We start from the raw sequence: 15,831 nt of genomic DNA on the forward strand, positions 1-15,831 counted from the left end.
CATTTTTACATTGCCGAAGTGGTACATTTTTGGGTTGCTGTTGACAATAAATCATTATGACGATTATTAAATCTAAACTCACACTCTTTTAAGTGTAAATTGAATTTGTCTTTAGAGAGTCTTCTAAATTTATATAATCTCATTTTAGCATAACTCCAAAATGATTCTATGTCATTAATGTGATTCTTTCCATTTGCAAATTCATTGTCACCATGATTTACTCTAAAATGCTTGTCATAACCAATATCAAAAGTTAGTTATAACCTCTCAATTTGTCAGAATAAATTACACTCTCTATCGAAATTTTCCCTCTAATTATTGCCTGTAATGTGTCTTTTTGAACATCTGAAACTATCTCTGTATAAACTTTACCATTTCTTTTTAAAATACCAAATACGATAGTTTTTCCTTTTGCTCCTCTGCCTCTTTTACCTTTTACTCTTTTTGCTCCAAAATAACTCTCATTAACTTCAATTTCTCCCTGAAATGGAGAATCAATTTGACAAAGTCTCACTATTCTCTCTCTGAATTTATTAAAATATCTATTGATTGTATTTCGATTAATTTTTGTTATTTCAGATGTCTGTTTTGCTGTTAAATCTAAGCAAAAACTCTAATGCCCCTAAAATTTTAGACAACAAAATCTAATAAGGAGCTTCAAATTAGCTAAAATGATAAGAGGGAAAAAGAAAGGGGCTAAAGATGAGCAAAAAGAAAAAAAGCTATAGCGCAGAGTTTAAGACCAAAGTAGTATTGGAGCTATGAAAAGATGAGGAGCCTGCTGCAAAGATAGCAAGTAAATATGGTATCAGCGTTCAAACACTCAACCAATGGAAGAAGAAGTTTTTAGAAAACGCTTCTTTGGCATTCGATATCGCAGAGGCTACAAAAGAGTATAGAGAAAAGATAAAAGAGCTAGAAATTGAGAATGAAGTTTTAGCGAAAACTTTAGGAAAGACCACAATAGAAAGAGACTGGGCAGTGGGAAAACTAAAAAGCTTGGACTTATCAAGTAAGAAAAGTCTCGTCGAGTCCAAGCTTAAAACCATCTCTTTGACGAGACAATGTGAACTTTTGGGTCTCAATCGCTCCACACTTTACTATAAACCAAAAGGAATAAGCGAATACGATTTGAAGATTATGCGCCGTATCGATGAGATATATACCGATGTTGCAACCTATGGCTATCGTAGAATCCACGCTAGGCTCAAAGAGGAAGGTTGGCATATAGGTCATAATAAAGTACATAGATTGATGCAACTTTTAGGAATTGCTGCAATTTATCCTAAAAGAAAGAAACAAACCAGCACCAAAGCCAAAGAGCACACAATCTATCCTTACTCTTTGAAAGCCTTTAAAACGATAAAGGTCAAGTAGTTGTGGATAGACCAAATAGAGTGTGGAGTGGTATATTACCTATATCCCAGTCAAGGGTGGCTTTATGTATCTATGCGCCATTATCGATTGGCACTCTAAAGCCTTGCTATCGTGGAGGCTTTCCAACACACTATAGATGTATCATTAGTGACACAGACACTTCAAGATGCTATCGATATACATGGAGTACCCCAAATCTTCAATTCAGATTAAGGAAGTCAATATACAAGTGATAATCATACCAAACTTTTAAAAAAGTATGGCATCACAATCTCTATGAACTCTAAAGGAAGAAGTATCGATAACATTGCAATAGAGCGCTTCTTTAGAACACTCAAATATGAAGAGATCTATCTCAGGGAATATAGCAACGTTAAGGAACTCAGAACAGGCATACGAAACTACATCAAATTTTACAATTTCAATCGAATGCATTCATCTTTAAACTATAACAGACCGATGAATGTCTATCAGACATCAAAAGAAAAAGCAGCTTGAAAAGCTGAAAGATGAATGCTAAAAAAGTTGTCTTGACAAATGGGACAGTTTAAGATTTAGAACAAATTATCTATTTTTTAAGAACTCATACTAAAAAACAGTTAGGTTTTATGTGCGAAAGTTGAGTTATTAAATTGTAACTGTTTAAATTAAAGAAGAATTATGTTAAATACTCGATATATTATCTTAATTGAAATTTTATTAATAAATTGAGTGTTGCGATACTGTCAAGTTTTGTTCGCAATTTTACTTTCCAGCAAGTTGTATTTCATTGGATATCAAGCAGCTTTAAGCTGCACCTCATAGATTTCCATCACCTCTTGAAGCTTTTGTGGATGAATATAGCTTCTCTCAATCTCCCAGTCTTCAGTGTACTCCATCAAGTATGTGGTAATGAGTCTAATATAGGACTCTCTTGATGGAAAAACAGATACTACTTTAGAGCGTCTTCTAATCTCCTTGTTGATTCTTTCTAACACATTTGTCGAACTTATCCTCCTTTTATCAATTTGCGGGAAGTGATAAAACTGCAAAGAGTCTTCCAATCCATTTTGAAGCACTTGGGTAGCTTCAGGGAATTTTTTGCCATATTCATCGATAATAGCTTGGGCTATAAGATAAGCTTCCTTTTTGCTGTTTTGCAGCCAGATTTGTTTGAGTTTGGCTGCAAATTTCTCTTTTGCTTTAGGTGGAACATGAGCCAGGATATTACGCATAAAATGGACTTTACACCGTTGCCATGATGCGCCAATAAAACTCTCTTTGAAAGCCTTTTGAATCCCTAAATGTGCATCACTGACAAGAAGGGCAATCTTTTCTATGCCTCTTTGTTTGAGTTTATCAAAAAAACTCTTCCAGCTCTCTACGCTTTCATTGACAAAAGGCTCGATCGCCAATACTTCTCTTTTTCCTTCCAATGTCACACCATAGGCTATCATAATAGCGGTAGATACCACTCTTCCTTCATAGTCTCTCACTTTCTCATACAAAGCATCAACCCTTGCGTTGGGATACTCTTTTTGCAGTGGTCTGTTTCGAAACTCTTCTACTTGTTCATCTAGCCCTTTGTTGATTTGTGATACCTGTGATGCACTGATATTCTCGATTCCAAGCTCTTTTGCCAAACGTTCTATCTTTCTTGTTGATATTCCATTGACGTATGCCTCTTTCACCATCGAAATCAGAGCCTGTTCACTTCTTCTCTTTTCGGTGATGAAAAAGGGAATGTAGCCACCTTTTCTTATCTTTGGAATCATAAGATAAACTGTCCCTAGTCTCGTATCGAACCTTCTTGGTCTATAACCACTGAAATAGCTTTTTCTCTCACTATTATGCTCACCTTTTTTAGCTCCAACTTTCATCTCGGACTCTATCTTCATCAACTGTTCCATCATCCATTTCATCATTGATAAAAGTGGATCTTCATCAACTACAAACTGTGTCATTATCTCTTTGAATATTTTTGTTTCATCTATTTTTTTGCTATTATTTCTTTTAGATTGGTTTCCTCCTGCTTGCTTTATTCCTCACTGGGAAGTCTATCCAACTCTTTTGAAGATTTCAAAATCTAAAAAAGAGTCTTCAAGTGAAATTGCGAACTTTAGTGTACACTATCAGTGTTGCTTAAAGTTCTTGTAGTTTATTCTGTTAAAGATATTTTTTTTCTATACTACTTAAATTTTATGATAACATTTCCAAAAAAATTGGAGTTTTTAGTGCAGATTAAAAGAGTAAGTAAAATAGAGGCATTTTTGGATAAAATTGATACGCCATGCTATATATGTGAAGAACATCTGTTAGAAGAGAATCTAAAATTATTGCGTTATATAAAAGAGCAAAGCGGAGCCAAAATACTTTTGGCTCTTAAAGGCTTTGCTATGTGGAGCACTTTTGATCTTGTAAAAAAATATCTTGACGGAGCAACTGCCAGCGGACTTTGGGAAGCAAAACTCTCTTATGAAGAACTAGGTAAAGAGACTCATACCTATTCGCCTGCTTTTAAAGATGACGAAATTGAAGAGATTGCTAAAATCTCGAACCATATAGTTTTTAACTCATTTAACCAACTAAAAAGATATAAAAAGATAGTCAAAAAGATAAACCCCAATATTTCAATAGGCATAAGAGTAAATCCAGAATTTTCTGCAGCCCCGGTTGATCTTTATAATCCATGTGGAGTTTTTAGCCGGCTTGGAGTTGTAAAAAGCGAATTTGAGAAAGAGAAGTTTGAAGAGATCGAAGGGCTTCATTTTCACGCATTATGCGAGGAGAGTGCCGAAGCTTTAGAAGGAGTTTTAAACGCTTTTGAGGAGAGATTTGGTAAATACATTCCAAAATGCAAATGGGTAAATTTCGGAGGTGGACACCATATCACAAAAGATGGATATGATGTTGAAAAACTGATATATCTGATAAAAGATTTCAAAACAAGATATGGAGTGGAAGTATATCTAGAACCAGGAGAGGCTGTAGGCTGGCAAACAGGTCCTTTGGTAGCAAGTGTAGTTGATATAGTACATAATGAAATGGATATAGCCATATTAGATACCTCCGCTGAAGCTCATATGCCAGATGTGCTTGCAATGCCATATCGTCCCGAAGTAAGAGGAGCGGCAAAAGCTTTTAAAAAGCCATATACTTACAGATTCGGCGGCAATAGTTGTCTAGCCGGCGATATCATCGGAGATTATAGTTTTGATGAGCCATTAGAAATTGGACAAAAGATAATCTTTGAAGATATGATCCACTACACCTTTGTAAAAAACAGTACATTCAACGGTATCAGGCTCCCATCTTTGGCAGTTTTAAAAAAGAGCGGAGAACTTAAAGTTGTCAGACGTTTTACCTATGAAGATTTTAAATATCGACTCTCTTAAGGAACAGTTTTGGAATATCTAGCAGCAACGATTTTTATTTTATATATAGCGATAGTATTAAAACTATATTATGAACAAGATAAAAAGATTTTCCATCCTGAAAAAGCGCCTAAAAATATATTTTTGGATGTAGAGAATCTAGAAAATATAACTTTTACCACATCAGACAGTGTTTCTTTGGAAGGAGCATTTGTAAACAATGCCGAATATAATCCCTTAGTTATATATTTTGGTGGAAATTCAAACAACGCTTTATACTTTTTAAATCTCGTAAAAGAGTTTAATGATTATAACTTTTTGGTATTTAACTATAGAGGATTTGCAAATTCTAAAGGTAAACCCTCTCAAGAAACACTTTTTTTAGATGCTTTGGAGATTTATGATAATTTTGCAAAAGAAAAAGATGTCTATTTAGTAGGTAGAAGTCTTGGAAGCTCCGTAGCAACATACCTTGGAAGCAAAAGAGATATAAAGGGTCTTGTTTTGATAACACCTTTTGATTCCATCTTGGAAATAGCAAAGAAAAAACACAAATATTTACCTATTTCTTCTATATTAAAACATAGATTTGAAACTATAGAGTATATAAAAAAAGTTCATGTGCCCGTAGCTTTAATAGAGGTTGAAAATGAGGAAGTGATACCAAAAGAAAACATTCATAATCTTAAAAAAGAGATAAAAAACCTTCAATTTAAAGAGGTTTTAAAAGGAACAACACATATGGCAGTTTTTATGCATCCAGATTTCAAACCTATATTAAAGAAAGCTTTAGATACGTTAAGGGGCTTAGCTTGAACAAAATATTTTTTATCGTAATATTTTTAACCATTGCTTCTTACGCATACAAAAAACAATCTAATATTTTAATAGACTTATACTCTGACTTAAAACCTTTTTTACATAAACTTGAAAAAGTCGAGGATTTAAAAGCTTTAAAAACTCTTTTAAATGGAGGTTATACATACAAAAAGAGTGTTGAAAAAGATTTGAAAAAATTGCTAAAAATAAATGAAAAAGAGAAGATTTTCACTGAAGATGAATTAAAAAATCTCTTTGATATTATACAAAGATTGCAACTTTACCAAAAAACTCCTATAGGATAGATATAAATCATCACTCTTTCATTATTTATTCAATTACATTTTTCAAAACTGACTTATAATATCTATCAAAAGTTACAATCAATTTTGATAAAATATAACAAATTATATGTGTAAAGGATTTAGTTGAAAAGTGAGAAGAGACAGGAAAAATATGAAAGAGCCAAATATATAAGAGAATTGGAAAAGTTTACCAATAGAGTGGTAAATTTTTTAAATAAAGAAGGTATAACAAAAGAAGAGTTTGAGAAGTACATAGATAAAATTTTTAAAAATTTGGAAGATATAAAAAAGGTTCTTCTAAAGAGCGAGTATCTCTCTTCACTTGAAAATTTTGTTGAAAAAACAGCCAATCTACCTAGTTCTGATAAAAAAATAGAGGAGATAAAACAAGAAACTCTATATGAGGCAAATAGACTTCGAAAACTAAAAAGAGTTAAAAGCTATCAAAAAGATAAACATAAAAGTAGAGTTATCGGTGAGGAGTAATCAGTAATAAGTGACGAGTTGTAAAAACCCGTCACTACTTATATATTAAATATTGTTAAAATATTGACAAAAGCACACCCGCAGCAACTGCAGAACCTATAACTCCAGCCACATTAGGTCCCATAGCATGCATCAATAAAACATTTGAAGGATCTTCTCTCATACCCTCTTTATTGGCGACTCTTGCCGCCATAGGAACTGCACTAACTCCTGCTGCTCCGATAAGAGGATTGATAGGCTCGCTTGATAGTTTATTCATTATTTTACCCATTATTACACCAGCAGCAGTTCCTACAGCAAACGCTACCAAACCTAGCGCTAATATACCCAAAGTTTCCGGAACAAGGAATTTTTCAGCTGCAAGTTTTGAACCAACCGCTAAACCTAAGAAAATCGTAACTATATTGATAAGCTCATTTTGCATTGTTTTAGAAAGTCTCTCTACAACTCCTGATTCTCTAACAAAGTTACCAAATGTCAGAGCACCTATAAGTGGAGAAGACTCCGGTAGTATCAGTATTGTTAAAACCAATACCGTTAACGGAAATAGTATCTTTTCGATTTTTCTAACTTTTCTTCCCGTTTTCATCTTGATCTTTCTCTCTTCAGGAGTAGTCAAAGCCCTCATAATAGGAGGCTGAATAACGGGAACTAACGCCATATAACTATACGCTGCAACAGCGATTGCTCCAAGCAAGTCAGGAGCAAGTTTGCTTGCAATAAATATAGAGGTAGGTCCATCAGCACCACCTATGATTGAGATAGCGGCAGCATCTTGTAAACTAAAATCAAATAAACCGATCTGACTTAAAACTACCGCGCCTACCAACGTTCCAAAGATTCCAAACTGTGCGGCAGCTCCAAGAAGTGCTAGTTTTGGGTTAGCAAGAAGCGGCCCGAAGTCCGTCATCGCTCCTACACCCATAAATATTAACAGAGGAAAAAGCTCATTTGCAATACCCGCTTTATATAGTTCTCCGATAAATCCGTGATCGCCTATTATATTTGCTAACGGGATATTTGCTAAAAGACCACCAAAACCTATAGGGATAAGTAAAAGTGGCTCAAAACCTTTTGCAATAGCCAGATAAAAGAGTAAAAAGGCTATACCTATCATTATGATACGGCCAAAGCTTTGGTGAAATTTACTCATCTCTTCACCAAGTGCGTTCTTTGCTCCTTCTTCCGGATTAAAGATAGCGTAAATACCGGTCTGTTTGTAAAATCCCGCAAACAGTTCGGTTATGCTTTTCGAGTGCGTCTCTTCATTTTTTTCTACATGAGTGTTGTCTTGAGTGTTTATATGTTTGACCGTTGCTATAGCCCCTATAGGGATAATCACTACTAATAGTGCTAAGAAAAAACCTAATAATCTTTTTTTCATCTGCTTACTCCATTGTAGCTAATACTTGACCTTCTTGTACCGAGTCATTTACTCTTACTGCTATATGAGCTATAACACCGTCTTTTGGAGCCGGAATATCAATCTCCATTTTCATTGCCTCAAGTATCATTATTTTATCTCCGGCTTTTACTTTATCACCCGGATTAACTAAAATTTTCCAAACATTACCAGGAACTGCTGCTTTGATTTCAGTCATTCCAGGAGCCGATTCAGCCATTGCTTTAGGCTCTTCATTTTTAGTAGTTTTAACTTCTGCTTCAGCTTGAGGTTTTACTTCAACATTACCCTCTGCAACCTCAACCGTAAACTTCTCTCCGTCTACTATTACTGTATAGATTCCGTTAGTTTTTCCCATACTCTTTTTCTCCTCATCTTCTTTTTTTCTAATCATAAGCGGACTTTCGCCTTTTAAGAAAGCTATTCCTTTATCTCCGCAAGAGGCGGCTATAAAAATATTCTCTTCTGTAGTTTCAATATTTTCATCTTCTAGTTTCTTTTTCCAGTAAGCAATAGATTTCGTTTCATCTCTATCGGCAATATCTAGAGGATTCTCTTTAGTTGGAGGTAGATTTAACTGCTCGCTTGCAAGTTTTACCACTTCAGCGTCAGGCTCTACAGGGGTTTTTCCAAAATATCCAAGAACCATTTTCCCATATCCAGGTGCAATCTTTTTCCAAGGACCGAACATTACGTTGTTGAAAGCCTGCTGCCAGTAAAACTGACTTACAGGTGTTACAGACGTTCCATATCCGCCCTTTTCGACTACCTCTCTCATAGCTTTAATTACTTCAGGATATTTATGAAGTATATTGTTATCCCTCATCATCTGCGTATTTGCAGTAAGCGCTCCTCCAGGCATAGGAGAAAAAGGTATAAGCGGACTCACTTGCGTAGCCTCAGGCGGTATAAAATACTCTTCTAGACACTTTTTCAGCGTCTCTTCATACTCCAAAACCTTCTCCATATCTAAACCGCCTAAATCATAAGGTTTTCCCTTTACGGCATGGAGCATCGTTATGATATCTGGCTGGCTAGTTCCTCCGCTTACTGGACTGGCTGCAAGGTCAATACCGTCAGCACCTGCTTCTAGTGCGGCAAGATAGCAAGCAACACTAACACCGGCAGTTTCATGTGTATGGAGTCTTATATGAACATCTTTGCCTAGAATTTTTCTAGCCATTTTGATAGTCTCATAAATTTTTTGAGGGTTAGAAGTACCACTGGCATCTTTAAAAGCTAAGGAGTCAAAATGTATCCCGCGATCCAATATCTCTCTTAAAGTCTTTTCATAAAACTCTGGGGTATGGGCTCCTTCGCAACCAGGAGGTAGATCCATTATAGTTATGACTACCTCATGCTTCATTCCGTATTTAGCGATACACTGTGCGCTATACTCTAAGTTATCAACATCGTTTAACGCATCAAAGTTTCTAACGGTTGTAGTGCCGTGTTTTGCAAAAAGTTTGGCAAAAAGATCGATCATTTCACGACTACCGGTATCTAGCATAACTGTATTGATACCTCTTGCAAGAATCTGCAAATTAGCCTCAGGTCCTACTTTTTCCCTAAAAGCATCCATCATATCGAAGGCATTTTCTCTCAAATAGAAAAAGAGGCTCTGAAATCTAGCTCCACCTCCAAACTCAAAATGGGTTATACCAGCCTCTTTTGCAGCATCTAAAGCAGGTAAGAAATCTTTCATCAATACTCTTCCGCCGAAAACCGACTGAAAACCGTCGCGGAAGGTGGTATCCATAACATCTATGTACTTTTTCTTCATATCCACCTCTTTTTAAGAATTTTTCGTATGATGAATAGCCGCAGTAATAGCTGCAACTTTTTTAAGCCTATCTTTTCTAGAAGAAGTTTTAGGTCCTTCTTCAGTTTCAGGAAAATATTTTTCCACCAGTTTGTGCTGCCAATTAAGCACTACCACCATAAGGTATAGAAAGATAAAAACTATACCCATACCTAAAATCATATACTTGATTGATTCTAGTATCATTGAGCGCTCCATTTGAGTAAAATTAATAATTGCAATATTTTATGTCAATTTTGCTTATAATATGTTTTGATTTATAAGTTTATTGACAAAAATATTTTTTTTTATAAAATTTCACTCAAAAACAAAGGAGAAGTTGTGGATAAAGATGCGGCAATAAAAGAGTTTAAAAAATATGAAGAGATGAGAATGCAAATGTATGACTTTTTTGATAGATTTATTCCAAAAAAAAGCGATGGAACTTACGATTTTGAAAATGGTGGGCAAATAGATGCAAAAGAGGCGTTTGATATGTTTTTTAAACTAGACTATCAAGCTAGAAAGATTAGGGGGATCGCAATAAATTGTTTAGGAATTAAACCGGAGTAATAGTAGTACATTAAAAAATTGTTAACATATAGTTAACACTTAACTATTATAATATAAAAAAATAAACGGAATTGGAGCGTTGTTGACAAATATATATATGATAGAAATTATTCTTATTTTTACTGTAATTTCCATTCTCATATACATTATTTTTTTTACTTTTAAAAGAAGCTCATTAAAAATTGATGAACTTTTTAATTTTGTGACAAATGAATTAAACAATATCTTGATAATAACCGATAAAAACGGAAATCAACTCTTTTATAATGATGAGTTTAACAAACTTATTAAAAATAACCACTCCACAAATTTAAACAACTTTTTAAAAATTGAGAGCAAAAAAGGTATAAAAGAGCCATTTTTTGACTTTGTTTTAAAAGAGTTGCCAGAAAACAAAATTTTAAAAACAGTTTTATACTATAATGGAGATTCTCTTTCAGTAGAAATAAAATATAAAATATATAAAAATAGATTCTATATATTTTTTATAAAAGAATTGAGCTTAGAAGAAAGATATATAAAAAATTTAAAAAATAGTCTATATAGAGATTCGGTTACTAATCTACCTAATAATGAACTTTTTTTGGAAACACTTCATACTACTATAATAAAAAGTAAACTACATAATAAAAGTTTTATGCTTATGTTTATAGAGATAAATAATTATCAAAATATTTTAAATTTTTTAGGTATAGAGTATGCAAATAAAGTTTTGGATAAACTTGGGAAAATTTTAAAACAAAATTTAAACTCTGATACTTTTATAGCTAGGATTTCGGATTCAAAATTTGCACTTATTGTCAACAATATAAAAACTTTAAAAAACTTTAGACTTTCTCTAAAAAACGTTATCCAAAAGCTTGACTCCTTTAAGATTGACGAACATGAGGTTTTTTTGTCTATTAATATCGGTGCGACGTTTTTCCCATATTTAGCTCAAGACCAAGAAACTTTGATCAAATATACAAACTTTGCTCTTTTAGAGGCAAAAAATAAAAATTTACCTTTAGTAATTTTTTCCGACATATTGAAAGAAAAAGTGGAAAAAATAGAATATATAAAAAGTTATCTACCAAAAGCGATCAAAAATAGAGAATTTGAAATATATTTTCAACCAAAATTAAATATTGAAACTGATACGATTAATTCCGCGGAAGTATTGATAAGATGGAAACAGTCTAATTCAAAAAATATACCCCCTTCGCTTTTTATACCGATAGCTGAAAAAACAGGAGACATTATAAAAATAGGAGAATTTACGATAGAAGCCGCTATGAAGTTTCTTTACAAAAGAAAAATCGAGAATAAGCCTTTAATAAAACTAGCAATTAATATTTCACAAAAACAGATAAAAGATTATAAAATTATTGAGCTTTTTTCAAAACTTATAGAAAAATATGATATTGACCCGAAATACTTAGAAGTTGAAATCACCGAATCAGCTATTGCGGAAGATGAAAAGCATGTATTAAATATTTTAAATAGTTTTCATAAATTGGGAATTTGTATCTCTTTAGATGACTTTGGAACAGGTTATTCATCTTTACACTATTTATCAAAATTACCTATAGATAAGATAAAAATAGACAAGGCATTTATAGATAATTATGAAAATATAAAAAGCAGATTGATTTTAAAAAATATTTTTATGATAGCGCATCAGCTGAAGTTTAAAACAGTAATGGAGGGTATTGAAAATAAAGAGCAACTAAATCTTATTAGAAAGTTAAAATGCACTCAAGCTCAAGGATATTATATATTAAAACCTTTAAGTGAAAAAGAGCTTGATATGTTTTTACATCTCTCTACAAAAACATGCATTGTATAACTTTTTGATAATTGCATTATTATATATATGTTAATATCTCGCTTAAATCCTTTTTATCGATAATTATATTTGCCTCTTTTTTCAATATATCCTTAGCACAAAAAGCCACTCTTTTATCGGCGTATTTAAACATACTTCTATCATTGGCTCCATCTCCTACGACTACGGTATCTTCTTTATAGATACCTAGTAAGTGCTGCAATCTTTGAAGCATATCTCCTTTTGAAAAATCAAACATCATATCTCCACCTACTAGGCCGGTTAGACATCCATCTTTTGAGTGCAAAACATTTGAAAAATCCGCATCAAAACCAAGAATTTTTTTTGCATGACTTGTAGCGTTTCTAAATCCTCCGCTAAAAACCACAACTTTATAATCTCTTTTTTTCAATTCTTTTATTGTCTCTTTGGCTCCTGGCATAAAAGGAAGATTATGGCAAATCTCATTTACTTTTTCAACTTCTAATCCCTCAAGAAGTCTGACTCTTGTTGTTAAAGATTCGAAGAAGTCGAGTTCCCCTTTCATAGCCATCTCTGTTATGGCTGCAACCTTCTCTTTAAGCCCCAAAGCCTCCGCCAAAAAATCAATAGTTTCTCCATCCATTAAAGTAGAATCAAAATCAAAAACACAAAGTTTCATTAAACTCCTTTAGTGCCTGTTAAATAGTTAAATGTTAATTATTTAGCCATTAAGCGATAAAAAAACATATAAATTTTCATCATTGATAAATAAATGAACCCTCTGAAAAATTATAAATTGAGCGAAAGCTTTGCAATTTTAGCTTGAAAATTTTATGCTAGCCTTTAGGCTAAAAAAGTGCGTTCAACCCTAAAGGGGCGCTTGCGTTCGCACTTTTTAATAAAATTTTCATGCGTTACTAAAAGTAAAAATTGCAACTTGTTTGAGCGAAATTTAGTAATTTTTCGGAACATTCAATTTAATATTTAATAATGTTTAACAAAAACCATTTAGTTAGTCAACAAGTCAACTAATCAATAATTTAACTATGCTATAATACCCCAAAAATCATAACAAGAGGATAAAATGTTTGATTTTTTCATTGAAAAACTTAGAAACAAAAGATTTATAACTTTGGAAACGACCCCCGCACATTTGCCAACTTTTGAACCTATAATTAAAAAGATAGAAGAAAATTCACTTCATAAACTAATAGACGGTTTTACAACAACCGATAATCCTTTGGCAAGACTTAAATACAACTCTATTATGGCAGCCATCAAACTCCAGCAAAAATTCAACAAACCTGTAATTGCCACTATGAGTATGAGAGATAGAAACAAACTTTCACTCCAATCAGATCTTTTAGGCGCTAACGATTTTGATGTAAGAGCTATTTTGGCGTTGACGGGAGATAGTGCTAAAATAAGCGATCAGCCAAATACAAAAGGGGTTTTCGAAGGAGATAGCACTCTATTATTAGACATTATCAAATGTTTTAACGCAGGCATAGATTACAGTGGAAAACCTTTTAAGATAAAACCAAAAAGGATATACTCTTTTGCAGTTAGCAATGCATATGCAAAAAACCCAAAAACTCTAATCAAAAAATTTCAAAAAAAGATAGAACATGGTGCTTTAGGGATTATTACTCAACCTGTTTTTTCACTAGATAATGCAAAAATGTTAGTAGAGCTTTTTTACGAAACTAGAGAAACATTTAGCAACGAAAAAGCAAAGTCTGAACTTATTTTAGGTTTTTTTCCTATAACCAGACTTAGAACTGCCCAGTTTCTCCACTCCCACGTTCCGGGTATAAACGTCCCTAAGGAGTGGATAGATAGACTATATAAAGCCAACAAAATAAGTGAAGAGGAGGAGTTTAAAGTTGGATTTGAGATGAGTAAAAAACTTTTTAACGAAATTTTGGACTTTCATCCTAAAATACACATAATGACGGCAAACAAATTTGATCTGGCAAGAAAAATTCTAGAGTGACTTTATAACAATCTTCCCTTCTTTAAAAACACCATATTTTCCTCCGCAAATAAAGGAGGGAAGGTTAATATATCTTAAATTATCAAAGACTAATTCTACATTTTGATGGAAATGCCCCTCGATAACCATATCTACATCTTTATAATTTTTTTTATAATTTTTCACTCTCTCTTTTATAATATTTTCAAAATTTTCTATTTTTTTGCATAGATTCTTAGAATAGTTATACTCTTGAATCTTTTCCTGACTTTCTCGATAAGGCACACAAATAAGATTTTTATGAATCAGAGCAAATTGCATCGAAAATTTGCTGTTGAATTTTGGATAGATTCAAAGGGATTGTTTCATCATCAAGTTCAATAGCAAAGATATGTTTGATCATATCCCTTAAAATTTTTCTTGAAAAAGGTAGAGTAACATTATTTTGTTTGAGCTTTCTTTCAAACTCCATATAGATTGCATAGGCAACAAATGATATAAGGATATGAGCTTTTATTCTATGAGCTATTGAATGGTAGATTGGTCTGATTTTAAGATCTGTTTTAGAGATACGAAACGCTTTTTCAATATGCCAAAGGTTTTTATAATGTTCTATAATTTCTTGATGTTTGAGTGAAAAATTATTAGTAATGAATCCTTTGATTCCATCAAGTTTTTCATCTTGAGTTACTTTCTCAAGATTAAGTTTAAACTCGATTTTACAATTTTCATCCAAATCTAAAAACTTTGCATAATGGGAGAGTTTTAAATCGGACTTTGTGATATTATTTGACTTTTCTATCTTCTCTTTTAGTTTTTTAAAGGCTTTTTCTCTTAAATATCTATCTTTTTTTACTCTTTGTGTAGAGTATGAAAGAATTAATCTTTGTTTTATAGTCTCTTTATCTTTTATTTTATTCTTTTCTTTACAAATAAGTTCTTTATCCAATAAAATCTCTTTTGTGTCCATATCTGAAAGAAAAACAAGATTTGTAATTTTCTCTTTGAGTGAATCTTTTAAACTCTTTATTCGTGCAGCAATAATATATTGGTATCCAGCTTTGGAGAGTTCTATAAGATTGCAATTACTCAACATCCCTCTATCAGCAACAACTATAGGCTTATGGGATAATAGAAACTTTTTTTGAAATTTCTCCAATACATCTATAATTGTATGTCCTTCAAATTTGTTCCATTCATATACTTCATAAGCTAATGGATATCCTTCAATTGTTGTTAGAAGTCCAAGCTGTATTGGGGACGGTTAAGTTTTCCCTCTTTAGAAAAACCAATTCGTCTTAAATCATCTTCACTTTCACTCTCAAAGTGCAAAGTAGTAACATCATAAAAACTCACTATAAGCTGATTTTTAACTACTTTAAGAGTATGTTCAAACACACACCGCTCTATTTCCAGTTTTATCTCTTCACTATAGAGATTGTCTAAAAAACGATATATCCTATCCTTTTCTATCTCTTGTCGTTTGAAGTAGTACAAATAATCTATCAAATAGAGTTTACTTCCTGGATAAAGTAGTCTTGAGATTACAAGTGATTTGAATAAAAAGAGTTTTTGTTGTTTGTTTCTAATATTTTTTAGTTTATCAAATATCTTATTACATCCAATCTGCTTAAAAAGTTTCCCATATATAAGTTCATCACCTATTGGTATAAAACTCTCATTAGTAATTTGTGCAAGAAGAGTCTTTAGTTGCTCTTTTTTTCTATCTTCTATTGTTGTAAATAGATTTTGCTCTAATTCATCAATTCTTTGGAGTGCCTGTTGATATAACTGCTCTATCTTATTTTCATCTTTACTGCATCCTATAGTTTCAACAACCTTATACCCTCTATTAGTCCTATCAACAATAACGATACTAACACTTCCGCTTCTATTTTTCTTCTTTCTTACTCTTAAGCCCATATAGAAATTTTAGCCTATTTCTCTTTGA

13 protein-coding genes and 3 pseudogenes are annotated in these 15,831 nt (G+C 32.7%); 8 read left to right on the forward strand and 8 right to left on the reverse strand.

The window, feature by feature from the left end; genetic code table 11:
- Nucleotides 1-5: 5 nt before the first annotated feature.
- A pseudogene (locus NIL_RS11000) lies at nt 6-610 on the reverse strand (IS1595 family transposase); the annotation flags it as partial.
- Between the two features lie 92 nt (nt 611-702).
- Here NIL_RS11000 and NIL_RS07485 point away from each other — a divergent pair.
- Nucleotides 703-1,875: pseudogene (locus NIL_RS07485) on the forward strand (IS3 family transposase).
- Between the two features lie 278 nt (nt 1,876-2,153).
- On the opposite strand, the gene NIL_RS07490 reads toward NIL_RS07485, so the two are convergent.
- Nucleotides 2,154-3,320 carry an IS256 family transposase gene (locus NIL_RS07490; protein ID WP_187647175.1) on the reverse strand — a complete coding sequence of 389 codons (1,167 nt, stop codon included), beginning with the start codon at nt 3,318-3,320 and terminating at the stop codon, nt 2,154-2,156.
- Nucleotides 3,321-3,590: 270 nt separating this feature from the next.
- Between NIL_RS07490 and nspC the strand changes: the two genes are divergently transcribed.
- The 4 genes from nspC (at nt 3,591) to NIL_RS07510 (ending at nt 6,340) form a co-directional block, all read left to right on the forward strand.
- Nucleotides 3,591-4,751, forward strand: a complete 1,161-nt coding sequence (nspC, locus tag NIL_RS07495; protein WP_246434423.1) for a carboxynorspermidine decarboxylase — start codon at nt 3,591-3,593, stop codon at nt 4,749-4,751.
- Nucleotides 4,752-4,760: 9 nt separating this feature from the next.
- A complete protein-coding gene (locus NIL_RS07500; RefSeq protein WP_187647176.1) occupies nt 4,761-5,546 on the forward strand; it encodes an alpha/beta hydrolase in 786 nt (261 codons plus the stop codon).
- A complete protein-coding gene (locus tag NIL_RS07505) occupies nt 5,543-5,854 on the forward strand; it encodes a hypothetical protein (RefSeq protein ID WP_187647177.1) in 312 nt (103 codons plus the stop codon). Before NIL_RS07500 ends, NIL_RS07505 begins: the two co-directional genes overlap by 4 nt.
- Nucleotides 5,855-5,977: 123 nt before the next feature.
- Nucleotides 5,978-6,340, forward strand: coding sequence for a hypothetical protein (locus NIL_RS07510; RefSeq protein ID WP_187647178.1), 363 nt, complete (start codon nt 5,978-5,980; stop codon nt 6,338-6,340).
- Between the two features lie 55 nt (nt 6,341-6,395).
- Here NIL_RS07510 and NIL_RS07515 read toward each other — a convergent pair whose 3' ends face one another.
- Genes NIL_RS07515 through NIL_RS07525 form a run of 3 tightly spaced genes read right to left on the reverse strand, consistent with a single transcriptional unit; the run spans nt 6,396 to nt 9,750 of the window.
- Nucleotides 6,396-7,724, reverse strand: a complete 1,329-nt coding sequence (locus NIL_RS07515; protein WP_216629255.1) for a sodium ion-translocating decarboxylase subunit beta — start codon at nt 7,722-7,724, stop codon at nt 6,396-6,398.
- A 4-nt stretch (nt 7,725-7,728) separates the two neighbouring features.
- Complete coding sequence (locus NIL_RS07520) at nt 7,729-9,525, reverse strand: biotin/lipoyl-containing protein (RefSeq protein ID WP_187647179.1); 1,797 nt, start codon at nt 9,523-9,525, stop codon at nt 7,729-7,731.
- 12 nt (nt 9,526-9,537) lie between these two features.
- Nucleotides 9,538-9,750, reverse strand: a complete 213-nt coding sequence (locus tag NIL_RS07525) for an OadG family protein (protein WP_187647180.1) — start codon at nt 9,748-9,750, stop codon at nt 9,538-9,540.
- 135 nt (nt 9,751-9,885) lie between these two features.
- On the opposite strand from NIL_RS07525, the gene NIL_RS07530 reads away from it, so the two are divergent.
- Together NIL_RS07530 and NIL_RS07535 are read left to right on the forward strand one after the other, a co-directional pair.
- Nucleotides 9,886-10,116, forward strand: coding sequence for a hypothetical protein (locus tag NIL_RS07530; RefSeq protein ID WP_187647181.1), 231 nt, complete (start codon nt 9,886-9,888; stop codon nt 10,114-10,116).
- Between the two features lie 82 nt (nt 10,117-10,198).
- Complete coding sequence (locus NIL_RS07535; RefSeq protein WP_187647182.1) at nt 10,199-11,944, forward strand: putative bifunctional diguanylate cyclase/phosphodiesterase; 1,746 nt, start codon at nt 10,199-10,201, stop codon at nt 11,942-11,944.
- A 19-nt stretch (nt 11,945-11,963) separates the two neighbouring features.
- Here the strand turns inward: NIL_RS07535 and serB are convergent, their stop codons facing one another.
- On the reverse strand, nt 11,964-12,584 hold the full coding sequence (serB, locus tag NIL_RS07540; RefSeq protein ID WP_187647183.1) for a phosphoserine phosphatase SerB: 621 nt from the start codon (nt 12,582-12,584) through the stop codon (nt 11,964-11,966).
- Between the two features lie 405 nt (nt 12,585-12,989).
- Here serB and NIL_RS07545 point away from each other — a divergent pair, with 405 nt between their 5' ends.
- The gene (locus NIL_RS07545) at nt 12,990-13,901 is read left to right on the forward strand and encodes a methylenetetrahydrofolate reductase (RefSeq protein ID WP_187647184.1); all 912 of its coding nucleotides are present in this window, start codon (nt 12,990-12,992) and stop codon (nt 13,899-13,901) included.
- On the opposite strand, the gene NIL_RS07550 is transcribed toward NIL_RS07545, so the two are convergent.
- Together NIL_RS07550 and NIL_RS11210 are read right to left on the reverse strand one after the other, a co-directional pair.
- The gene (locus tag NIL_RS07550; RefSeq protein ID WP_187647185.1) at nt 13,893-14,066 is read right to left on the reverse strand and encodes a hypothetical protein; all 174 of its coding nucleotides are present in this window, start codon (nt 14,064-14,066) and stop codon (nt 13,893-13,895) included. The two genes, NIL_RS07545 and NIL_RS07550, sit on opposite strands and share 9 nt — an antisense overlap.
- 112 nt (nt 14,067-14,178) lie before the next feature.
- Nucleotides 14,179-15,803, reverse strand: a pseudogene (locus NIL_RS11210) (IS1634 family transposase).
- Between the last annotated feature and the right edge of the window lie 28 nt (nt 15,804-15,831).

This window comes from Nitrosophilus labii (assembly GCF_014466985.1).
Classification (GTDB): Bacteria; Campylobacterota; Campylobacteria; order Campylobacterales; family Nitratiruptoraceae; genus Nitrosophilus_A; species Nitrosophilus_A labii.

Bases quoted from the DNA above. Each gene is read 5' to 3' on its own strand.
- NIL_RS07490 (WP_187647175.1), bottom strand. From the start codon at position 3,320: ATGACACAGTTTGTAGTTGATGAAGATCCACTTTTATCAATGATGAAA.
- serB (WP_187647183.1), bottom strand. From the start codon at position 12,584: ATGAAACTTTGTGTTTTTGATTTTGATTCTACTTTAATGGATGGAGAA.
- NIL_RS07520 (WP_187647179.1), bottom strand. From the start codon at position 9,525: ATGAAGAAAAAGTACATAGATGTTATGGATACCACCTTCCGCGACGGT.
- NIL_RS07545 (WP_187647184.1), top strand. From the start codon at position 12,990: ATGTTTGATTTTTTCATTGAAAAACTTAGAAACAAAAGATTTATAACT.
- NIL_RS07525 (WP_187647180.1), bottom strand. From the start codon at position 9,750: ATGATACTAGAATCAATCAAGTATATGATTTTAGGTATGGGTATAGTT.
- NIL_RS07515 (WP_216629255.1), bottom strand. From the start codon at position 7,724: ATGAAAAAAAGATTATTAGGTTTTTTCTTAGCACTATTAGTAGTGATT.